Annotated in this window: 8 protein-coding genes; 5 read left to right on the forward strand and 3 right to left on the reverse strand. The window is 61.4% G+C overall.

What is annotated here, in order from left to right; translation table 11 throughout:
• Positions 1-722: 722 nt before the first annotated feature.
• A complete protein-coding gene (locus AC1DVA_RS26325; RefSeq protein ID WP_476807841.1) occupies positions 723-872 on the forward strand; it encodes a hypothetical protein in 150 nt (49 codons plus the stop codon).
• Between the two features lie 227 nt (positions 873-1099).
• Positions 1100-1375, forward strand: a complete 276-nt coding sequence (locus tag AC1DVA_RS26330; RefSeq protein ID WP_476807842.1) for a hypothetical protein — start codon at positions 1100-1102, stop codon at positions 1373-1375.
• 84 nt (positions 1376-1459) lie between these two features.
• Here the strand turns inward: AC1DVA_RS26330 and AC1DVA_RS26335 are convergent, their stop codons facing one another.
• Positions 1460-1915 (reverse strand): ATP dependent DNA ligase, encoded by a 456-nt coding sequence (locus AC1DVA_RS26335; protein ID WP_265050152.1) that lies wholly within the window; start codon positions 1913-1915, stop codon positions 1460-1462.
• A gap of 122 nt (positions 1916-2037) precedes the next feature.
• On the opposite strand from AC1DVA_RS26335, the gene AC1DVA_RS26340 reads away from it, so the two are divergent.
• The 3 genes from AC1DVA_RS26340 to AC1DVA_RS26350 all read left to right on the forward strand — a co-directional run bounded on the left by AC1DVA_RS26340 (position 2038) and on the right by AC1DVA_RS26350 (position 3126).
• Entirely contained in the window at positions 2038-2277 is a 240-nt protein-coding gene (locus tag AC1DVA_RS26340; RefSeq protein WP_265050151.1) for a hypothetical protein, read from the forward strand.
• A 30-nt stretch (positions 2278-2307) separates the two neighbouring features.
• Positions 2308-2517, forward strand: coding sequence for a hypothetical protein (locus AC1DVA_RS26345; RefSeq protein ID WP_476807843.1), 210 nt, complete (start codon positions 2308-2310; stop codon positions 2515-2517).
• 279 nt (positions 2518-2796) lie between these two features.
• On the forward strand, positions 2797-3126 hold the full coding sequence (locus tag AC1DVA_RS26350) for a hypothetical protein (RefSeq protein WP_476807844.1): 330 nt from the start codon (positions 2797-2799) through the stop codon (positions 3124-3126).
• 406 nt (positions 3127-3532) lie between these two features.
• On the opposite strand, the gene AC1DVA_RS26355 is transcribed toward AC1DVA_RS26350, so the two are convergent.
• The gene (locus tag AC1DVA_RS26355; RefSeq protein WP_476807846.1) at positions 3533-3949 is read right to left on the reverse strand and encodes a DUF1236 domain-containing protein; all 417 of its coding nucleotides are present in this window, start codon (positions 3947-3949) and stop codon (positions 3533-3535) included.
• A gap of 476 nt (positions 3950-4425) precedes the next feature.
• On the reverse strand, positions 4426-4647 hold the full coding sequence (locus tag AC1DVA_RS26360) for a hypothetical protein (protein WP_476807845.1): 222 nt from the start codon (positions 4645-4647) through the stop codon (positions 4426-4428).
• Positions 4648-4888: the final 241 nt, after the last annotated feature.

A 4888-nucleotide genomic window follows, 5' to 3' on the forward strand; every position in this document is an offset into this window, starting at 1 on the left:
ACCGCCACCGCCCGCTCAAGCGCACCATAGCGCACCAGCACGGCCCAGCCCCCCGGTCGGCCGAGCACGGTCGCCCCCCGAACCGCCTGTGCCGCGACCAGATTGCGCACGGCACGGCTATCGATCATTTCGGGGATTTGGTCGAAACTCGGCATTGCGGCTCCGATCGTTCAATGATGGATCACGCAACCATTGAATGAGTGCGRCACAAAAGCCAAGTCTGCGCCCTCGGCACGTTCCATACCATCTGTTGCGCGAATCCCGGATCTGACACTCGTGTGCGGAGCATGCAGCGGGGCGGAGCGGTGCGAGAGAAGACTGCATACCAATGCAGCGCGGATTGCGCTGCAATTGCGCGGTCGGCTCAAGAATGCCGATCATGTTCTAAAGGCGCTTGGCGGTGGCTCCCATGCGGCGGGAGGCACACAGCAAAACGCCACCGCTGAGGCTTGGCTGGGAGGCTGTGCAGCGGTGGCGTTCCTGCCGAGTCTCGGCAAATCGAGGTTAGGCCGGGCAAACGTCGCCGTCTACAAAATGTAGATAAGGCGTACCATCGGCGCGACGGTTGTACCGGTGCAGGGGCTGGGAACGAAGCGCTACTGAGCCCGTTAAGCGCCCATGAGCCGGTTGGTGTCCGCAACGAAGACGATCTGCGCGCTGCTCACCAACCACAGCGACGAGAAATGCGAGCTCGCCGCGATCGCGGAATCGAGGGCCGCGCCATGACGATCACGACAGAGACCGAATACGAGGCCGCCAAGAAGCGCATTGTCGAGCTTGCCGGCTGCGCCGAGGATTCACCGGAGGAGCATGAGCTGATCAACTTGCAGCTCGCCGTCGAGGTTTGGGAATCGAAGAAGCGAATTGGCTAGACCGAGGCCCGAAACAAAAAAGGCCTTGGCCCGCCTGATCGGGCCGGAACGAACTGGCAGGCGCCAGGTTATTCCCGAATGGGCCGCCTCGTGATCCGCAATGAAGATGAACTCAGCGCCGCCATTGAACGCGCCCAGGATCTCAGGGCTGTACCAACGACAGCGACGAGGAGCGCGAGCTTGCATCAATCGCTGACGCCGTGAAGGTCTTTGAGGACACTTTGGTCATGATGCGTGGCGATGGCCCCTCCCTGAATCGGCGCCGGGCCGGAGTGCGTCCGACGAAGTCTGAGGCCAGAGCGGGAAAAAACGTGACGGGGGCGGGGTCCCAACTGGGGGATTTTGTCGATCTCCAGCGCAATTTTGCCGGTGCGCTCCGCCCTAGCCCTTTCGAGATCATCCAGCTTTTGCCGAACTGTAATGGCGAGCAGCATTACCGTGTGCGCGGCCCGGACGGCGCGCATCATGTGATCGGCAGATGCGAAATCGACGAGGCGCGATAGGACGGTTTGGGCGAAGGCACGCTCCGAACAGCGGACGGGCCGGTACCTCTCCAAAATAGGCCGGAACATGCTACGCGCGCCGCTTCAGCGCAGCGCGAAGACCTCAGCGGCATCGGCATCCACGAGCAGCCCCTTGTACGACGCCTGTTGCAGCTTTCCGTCATGGGTCCAGGCCAGAAACTCCACCTCTGCGACCAACGCCGGCGTGAGCCAGCGATAGTCCTGTCGGCACCCCTTCATGCAGAGCGCCGGCTTCAGGATGATGAGTTCGTCCATCTGCTTGCGCAGCGCTGTGGCGCCGGCTTGGGTGAAGCCGGTACCGACGCTGCCTACATAGACCAGGTGATTCCGCTGGCAGGCCGCAAGCAGCAGCCGGCCGATCCCGCCTGGTGCTGTTGTCGAGGCCTCATAGCCGATAATCACGAAACGCTCTGCCTGGACGCGCTTGATCTTGAGCCAGTCGCCACGTCGCCGCCGGGCGAGCGGACCCTTGATGGCATCCCCGCCCAGCCCGGCCCTGAGAACCGGACGCGTACCCATTAAACTCACTCCCGCAATGAACCGAGTCGCAAACGAGCGGCGGAATGATTCGTTCCGTTGCGGAACCGCGGTCGAAGGCCGTCCGTTGAGCGCTCATCAGCACGTTGTGGTGAGGTGCTCCAATGGTCGCGTTGCAAGCCCCAGACGTCCGCGTCCGCCGTTCGTCGACGAGCAAACGGGAGCTGTATCGAGAGGACTGCCAGGATGAGGAAGGCAACCGCTACACGGTCATCGTCTGGCAGAACAAGCCGGGGCTCTCGACAGTCTCCTACACCCTCGATGACGGGACGCCCCTGCACTACGAGGATAAATGCTACTTCGCGCTTCCAAGCGGCAGGATGCTCACGCGGTGCGACGACTGAACAACGATTCCAACTGGCAACGTGTGAGCCATGCCCGAGAAGCCGACAGTCGAGGTCCCCGTCGTCGAACCGACCATGATCGAAGTGAGTAGCGATCCGCGCGGTGACGCCACCATCCAGTTCGAAACTGTGGGCAATGCCGACATTCTCCTGGTATTGCCGATGACGGCACTCATCGCGTTGGAGGCCATGCTCGCAAAGGCCAGCCAGGAGCAGGCGAAGCACCAGCCGGTTCAATAAGGCAGTGCGCTAGGCCCTCCATCGACTCGGACGACTGGGACGCGCTCCGCTCCACGCGTGCTCGAAATTAATCCTCAAAGGCATTCTTGGAGAGGCGCAGGTCATCCGGCTGCGAGCGGACATTGATCGCAACGCTGCGCTGAAACGGCCCTTAACACGCCGGCCTTGCTGTTTGACTCCAACTGAGCTGAAGCGCGTACTGCGAGGCAAGCCAACTGCCTCCTATTTAGGCGGTTGGTATCCCCAGTTTCCGCGCCGCGCGCGGACGGTCGGCACTCCGTGAACCCGACGGTCGAGGCGTACACGATCGCCATGCCGTGGTACGAGCCCGAGGATTTTGCGCAGCTTTGGGCGCTGGCGCAAGACCGCGATCTGATGACGAGCGACTATGAAGTTTGGCTTGAACGCGCCCTATTAGTGACGAACGAACTGCTCGCTATGGGGCGTGCGATTGAGATGGTCACCATCCGCCCCGCCGCGTTTCTCGCCTGGCTGGCCGAGACTGGCTTGCCGAATACGGCCAGCACTCGACTTCGCTACGTTGAACTTCGCGCTACGCAGGGCGACACGCACGAAAAATCCAGACGTTCGCCAACCCCGAAGGACTGACGGGCCGCCATGATAAGGACGCGCGCCGAATATAAAGCCCTTTTCCGGGCGGAATGCCCCTTTCGTCCGCGAGTGCCTAATCCTCACAGGGAACGATAATCTGTCCGGTTGTGGTAATCCGGAGCGCGGCGCTGCTATTGCTTTGAACCTGCGTCCCATCTTCGAGGGTGTAGAACCTCCGCTTCGGCCCTGAGTAACCTTGCCACACGACGACCGTGAAGACGTTCCCATCTTCATCGCAGTAGCGCTCTCGGAAAAGCTCGCGCGTCGGTGGGGCCGGGCGGGCCTTTACGCGCCTGGACGCGGTCATCCGATTGATCTGCGAGATTGGCATCTGAAGAAGCCTTTCCAGCGAACCGGGAGATGACCGCCAGCCTTCTGCGGAAGGCTGGCGGTCATTGATGCGTTACTCGATCACCTGGATGATCTTGCGGGTCTTAGGCTCCACGATCACGGTCCGGTCGTTGACGACAGTGTAGCGATAGCCCTTCGTGCCGAACTCGGCCGGCACCTCCCGATAGGTCACGCCGCTCTCCGGCAGCACGGCGCCGACGCGAACGTCCTCGCGATACCTATAGGAAGGGACTTCATTCGCCTGGACATAGGTCTTGAAGCGCGGCGTGGCGTCGCCCGCGATGCCACCGACGACGGCCCCCCCGACACCGCCGACGACCGCCCCGACGGGCCCGCCCACGATCGCGCCGCCGACAGCGCCCGTTGCAGCGCCAGCGGCCGCGCCACCGCGCGCACCTTCGGGGTTCTGTGCCAACGCGACCATCGGAAGCATCGCGATAGATGCAGCGAGAATGATCTTCTTCATCAGTCGATCTCCTGAATTTTCCCCAGACGCAGGCGCAACTTAGAACTCCTGTAAACGGTTCCCTATACTTCCTGATTTTTTGGATTTTGCCGCCTATCCACGCGAATTCTGAATAAACATTCAGATGCTTGCTGAACATCCGTTCAGAAACGGCGCGTTGGGAATCACCCTCTATTTGAAAGGCTATAACGCAGCAGATTTCCCTACGGCCGGTCACTGCTTACGCGCTGAAGCCATGACCCCTCACTCCAAGTCTGGAGCCGAACTATCCGAATGTCCGTTTCCGGGCGATGAGCCGAGGTCCGCTTACCAACCGTCTTGGGCACTCTCCCTGCACAAAAAGGCCCGGCCTCCTTTCGGAGGGCCGGGCCGATGACGTCGTCGCGCGCGGGCGAACGGCCGCTATTGATTTCGCTGTCCTACCAGCCGATCGGGCGCTGCCGGCTCGCTTGGTGAACTGTGCCACTTCTCTTCCGGGCTCAGCTCAGGGCCGATTGCCGGTAGAGATCGAGTACCTTCCGCTTCAGATCATCGTCATCGTCCGCGACGGCCACCAGCGCAGCCACAATATAGGCTAACCGTGTGCGTTGCCGTTGCTCAAACCCATCAGGAGTGCTTGAGACGACTTCGTCCCATACGGCCTTCAAAACTGCCTGTGCCCGAGCAAGGTCGACCGGGTCACTCAACGATGAATATGGCATGGCTCCTTCCTCCGCCGTGGGTTGGCGCCCGAAAATTTAGGCAGTTGCATAACCGGCGCATTGATCTGAGACAAAAAATCCCGCCGGCAGAAGCCAGCGGGCAGTTCACGCTGACATTCGTGCGCCTGACCCTTGGATTGAAACCCTGGGCCCAATTGATGTGGGCCGCGCCGCTAAACTATGCCCCGTTCGAATGCCGAGCCCCGTCAGGCTTCCGATGCCGAAGTTGAAAGGTGGGGTC

The sequence above is a fragment of the Allobosea sp. P4_C6 genome, assembly GCF_056402015.1.